Source organism: Halorubrum sp. SD612 (assembly GCF_002135005.1).
Genome location: NZ_NEWI01000193.1, coordinates 1 through 4,175, shown reverse-complemented (window position 1 = coordinate 4,175; position 4,175 = coordinate 1). Strand labels below are relative to the sequence as shown.

Below are 4,175 nucleotides of genomic sequence, written 5' to 3'. Positions count from 1 at the left end.
CTGCAGTTCCTCGTTCCCCTCGGCTGGCTGTCGGCCGCCGGGCCGGCGCTGCCGTACGCGATCTTCGTGATGACCGTCGGGAACCTCGCGACGCGGCACCTCGCGCACAGGCGTCACGTCGAACAGGGACAGGAGGCGGACAGCGTGGAAGCGTACTTCCCGCACGTGTTCACCAACGTCGGGCTCGTCCTCCTCTCGTTCCTCTTCATCCTCGACTCGCCGGTGAGCGGGACGATCCTCTCGATCCTCGTGCTCGCGATGTTCATCGCCGACTTCTTCGAACTCGAGGCGCGCAACGTCGAGGCCCGCAACGACATGGAGATCGAGGCGCCGAAGAGCTCGATCGCCGCCTCCCTCGTCGTGTTGGTGTGGTCGTCGTACTACGCGCTGTTCTTCGTCATCGAAGGGGTCTGGAACCAGTTCGTCGTCGCCTGACGGACGCCGGCGCCGACCGCGGTTCGCCTTCTTTTCTGCCGCTTAGAACGTCCAGTCGCCGGTGAGCTTCATGCCCGTCGCCTTCCCCTCGGCTTCGAGCGCCGCGGCGATCTCGTCGGTGTCGCGGCGCGGGATCGACGCGTCCGCCTCGGCGAGGTCGACGACCAGCTCCGTCAGGAGGATCGCCTGCTCCCGGAGGTTCCGGGACTCCAGCTTGTCGAGCGTATCGGCGTGGGTGTGCCCCCAGCCGCGGCCGCGTCCCTCGGTCTCGCCGGAGACCATGTACCCCGGGATCCCCCGCTTCACGAACGGCCAGTGGTCGCTGTGGGGGACCATCTCCCCGCCCGTCGAAATCGGGTGGTCGAAGCGGTCGCTCACGCGCTCGGCGGCCGCCGCCAGCGCGTCGAAGTCGTGGTGGTCGACGCGGAGCGTCCGCCCGAACACGTTGCTGTCGACGTTGACCACGGCGCGGACCGCCTCCGGGTCGACCGCCTCGGCGGCCACCGACGATCCCACGAGCCCGACCTCCTCGGCGCCGAACGCGGCGAACTTGACCCGCACGTCGAGTTCCTCCTCGCGCGCCGCGAGCGCCCGCGCCACCTCGACGAGGGTCGCGGTCCCGGCGCCGTTGTCCATGGCGCCCTCGGCGAGGTCGTGGGCGTCGACGTGCGAGGAGACGATCAGGCGCTCGTCGGTGTCCGGTCCGAGCTCGGCCACCGCGTTGCCGCTCGTCGCCGTCGGCGTCCCGCAGTCGACCGCGACGGCGAGCTCGTCCCCCTCGTTGCGCCGCGCGAGGCGGGCGCCGGTCTCCTTCGAGACGCCGACCGCCGGGATCGCCCCGATCGGCGCGTCCGCCGTTCCGACGCTCCCGGTCGGCGGGAGCGTCCCCTCGACGTGGTTGGCGAAGACGAAGGCGGCGGCGCCGGCGTCGACCGCGCGGTAGTACTTCTCCCGGCGGTGGACGAACCGGTCGACGGAGTCCGGCGTGTCCGACGAGACCATGACGACCTTCCCCTCCACGTCGGCCTCGAAGTCGTCGGGCATCCCGTACCCGAGGTCGACGAACTCGCCGGTCGCCTCGCCGCTCGGGCTCCGCGGCAGCGCGATACAGGCGTTCGGGCCGACCGCGACCGGCTCGTCGGTCGCGGCGTCCCACACCGCGCTGTCGCCGCGCTCCCAGCCCTGTATCTCGAACTCCTCGATCGCCGCGTTCCGCGCGCCGGCGTCGGCGAGCGCGTCGCGGGTCAGCTCCAGCGCCTCGCGCTCGCCCGGCGACCCGGCCATCCGGTCGCCGACGTCGACGAGGTCGATGAGGTGGTTCCAGCCGGCGTCGCTCGTGAACGTCTCGCCGATCCAGTCGGTCATGCCTGACGGTGTCGCGGCCGCCGCTCAAGCGTTTCGGTGGCGGCGGGGGCGGCCGGGTTCGGTCGGGAGCGGAACGCCGGATCCGACGAACGGGGTGACCGGTAAGGCGGCCGTCAGACCGGAATCGCCGGCAGGAGGACCGTCGCGGCCTCGGCGGCCGCGAACGTCGAGTCGTACAGGTGGTTCAAGAGGAGGTAGGTGACGACGCCGAGCGCGAGCGAGAGGATCCACGCGCTCGCCGCGATCCGCCCGACGCGCCGGTGGGGGGTCTCGGTCCGGAGCTCCCGTTCGGTGTGGGTGAGCCCGAGGACGATCGCGTACAGCACGACCGGGACCGAGACCACGGAGAGGACGATGTGGATCGCGAGCATGACCAGGTACGCGGGGTACACCCAGTCCCACAGTGGGACCCACGCGTACGACGAGTCGAGCACGAACTCCTTGGTGCCGCCGCCCGCGACCTTCGGGAGGTACATGCCGAGGAACAGGAGGATGAGGACGAACGAGGTCGTCATCGCGGCGGCGTGTTTCTTCACCTCGTCGTTGCGGATCCAGTACCAGCCGAGCGAGAGAGAGACCACCGTCACCGTGTTGACGGCGGCGATGGCGTGCGCGAGGAGGTTCACGGTCTCCTGCGTGAGCGTCGGGAACAGCGCCTGGAACTCCGGGACGAGGAACACGCCGCCGACGGCCCCGTAACCGACGATCGTGAGGAGGACGGTTATCGCGGTGGCCCGCTCCTTGGCCCGGTCGCGAACGCTGGCGGTGGACATACCGGGAGGAGGGCGCGGAGCGATAAGTCGGCTTCGGGTGCTCCCGTCGGTCGGGACCTTTCGTCCCGACCGCGTCGCCGAGGCTCCCGCGTGACGGCGGGCGCTTCGGCTCCCGCGCGGCGGGGTCCGTCTCGACTACCGCTCGATGACGCCCGTCGCGGTCGCGACCTCGACGGCGGCATCCTCGTTGATCCCGCCTTGAAGGATGGTGTAGCGGTCGCGGATCTCGTGGGCGCTCGTCAGGGCCGCGATCAGCTCGGCGTCGTCGACCCCCAGCTCGCTCGCGGTCGTGGGGGCGTCCAGCTCGCCGAGGGCGTCGCGGATGGCGCTCCACCGCCCGCTCTCGCCGCTGTGGAGGTACTCGGTCATGATCGACGCGACGCCCACCTGGTGGCCGTGGAGCGCCTTGCCGGGCGCGATCCGGTCGAGCTGGTGGGAGATGAGGTGTTCGGCGCCGGAGGCGGGCCGCGAGGAGCCGGCGATGGACATCGCGACGCCCGAGGAGACGAGCGCCTTCACGACGACCCACGCGGACTCCTCCAGGCCGGGGCGGATCATGTCGGCGTTCTCGACGAGCAGCTCCGCGGTCATCTCCGAGAGCGCGCCCGCGTACTCGCTGTACTCGACGTTGCGTAGGCGACGGGCGAGCCGCCAGTCCTTCACGGCCGTGTAGTTGGAGATGATGTCCGCACAGCCCGCGGTGGTGAGCCGCCACGGGGCGTCCGCGATGAGCGTCGTGTCCGCGACGACGGCGAGCGGCGGGTCCGCGGCGACCGAGTGGCGCGTGTCGCCCTCGGGGATCGAGGAGCGACCGGAGACGATGCCGTCGTGGGAGGCGACCGTCGGCACGGAGACGAAGCCGACGCCGAGGTGGTCGGCGGCCATCTTCGCGATGTCGATCGGCTTCCCGCCGCCGAGGGCGATCAGGTATCCCGGGTCGACCGCCTCGGCGGTCGCCTTCAGCTCCTCGACCGCGTCGAAGGAGGCCTCGTCGACGACGGCGGTCGCGGGGTCGTCGAACTGCGCGCGGACCCGGTCGCCGGCGATCTCGTTCGGCGTCGGGCTCGTCACGATCAGCGGTCGCCCCGTCAGGTAGAGCTCGCCGACCGCGTCGCCGAGGTCGTCGAGGACGTCGTGTCCCACGAGGACGTTCCGCGGGAGCTTGATCCACGTCGTCTTCTCGAACATACAGGGCGCTTGCGCCGACGGGTCAAAGCCGTTGTCCATGCGGCCCGCGGGACGGCCGGCGGCTCGCTACGCCCCGAGCGCCGTCAGCGTCGTCGCCGCGTCGTAGAGGAAGTAGACGCCGAAGCCGGCGAGCACGACGGCGGATCCGACGGCGACGATCGGCGCGAACGTCTCGATCCGGCGTTCGGCGGCGACGAGCCCGGTCGGGAACCCGACGATCCACGTCAACACGCCGAGGAAGAACCCGCCGATGAGCGCGGGCGAACCGGTGGCGACGACGAGCGTCCCCGCCAGCTCCGGCCCGACCACCGGCAGCCGGGCGAGCACGTCGAGCTCCCCCGGTCGCAGCAGTCCGACCCCCACCGTCAGCCAGAACAGCACCTGATAGGGGTTCGTCAAGGCGAGCACCAGCGC

The 4,175-nt window shown here is 71.2% G+C and carries 4 protein-coding genes and 1 pseudogene; 1 reads left to right on the top strand and 4 read right to left on the bottom strand.

Features of this window, described 5'->3' with window-relative positions; translation table 11 throughout:
- The coding region (locus tag B9G38_RS14820) for a hypothetical protein (RefSeq protein WP_233127224.1) at positions 1-435 on the top strand (435 nt) is incomplete at its 5' end.
- A gap of 42 nt (positions 436-477) precedes the next feature.
- Here the strand turns inward: B9G38_RS14820 and B9G38_RS14815 are convergent.
- The 4 genes and pseudogenes from B9G38_RS14815 to B9G38_RS14800 all read right to left on the bottom strand — a co-directional run.
- The gene (locus B9G38_RS14815) at positions 478-1,800 is read right to left on the bottom strand and encodes a M28 family peptidase (RefSeq protein ID WP_086220888.1); all 1,323 of its coding nucleotides are present in this window, start codon (positions 1,798-1,800) and stop codon (positions 478-480) included.
- Positions 1,801-1,913: 113 nt separating this feature from the next.
- Positions 1,914-2,573 carry a DUF420 domain-containing protein gene (locus B9G38_RS14810; RefSeq protein WP_086220887.1) on the bottom strand — a complete coding sequence of 220 codons (660 nt, stop codon included), beginning with the start codon at positions 2,571-2,573 and terminating at the stop codon, positions 1,914-1,916.
- Positions 2,574-2,708: 135 nt separating this feature from the next.
- Entirely contained in the window at positions 2,709-3,761 is a 1,053-nt protein-coding gene (locus tag B9G38_RS14805) for an NAD(P)-dependent glycerol-1-phosphate dehydrogenase (protein WP_086220886.1), read from the bottom strand.
- 66 nt (positions 3,762-3,827) lie between these two features.
- Positions 3,828-4,175, bottom strand: a pseudogene (locus B9G38_RS14800) (LysE family translocator); the annotation flags it as partial.

What these genes read in the sequence shown, in the direction of transcription:
- B9G38_RS14815 (WP_086220888.1), bottom strand. Translation starts at nt 1,800, where the DNA reads ATGACCGACTGGATCGGCGAGACGTTCACGAGCGACGCCGGCTGGAAC.
- B9G38_RS14810 (WP_086220887.1), bottom strand. Translation starts at nt 2,573, where the DNA reads ATGTCCACCGCCAGCGTTCGCGACCGGGCCAAGGAGCGGGCCACCGCG.
- B9G38_RS14805 (WP_086220886.1), bottom strand. Translation starts at nt 3,761, where the DNA reads ATGTTCGAGAAGACGACGTGGATCAAGCTCCCGCGGAACGTCCTCGTG.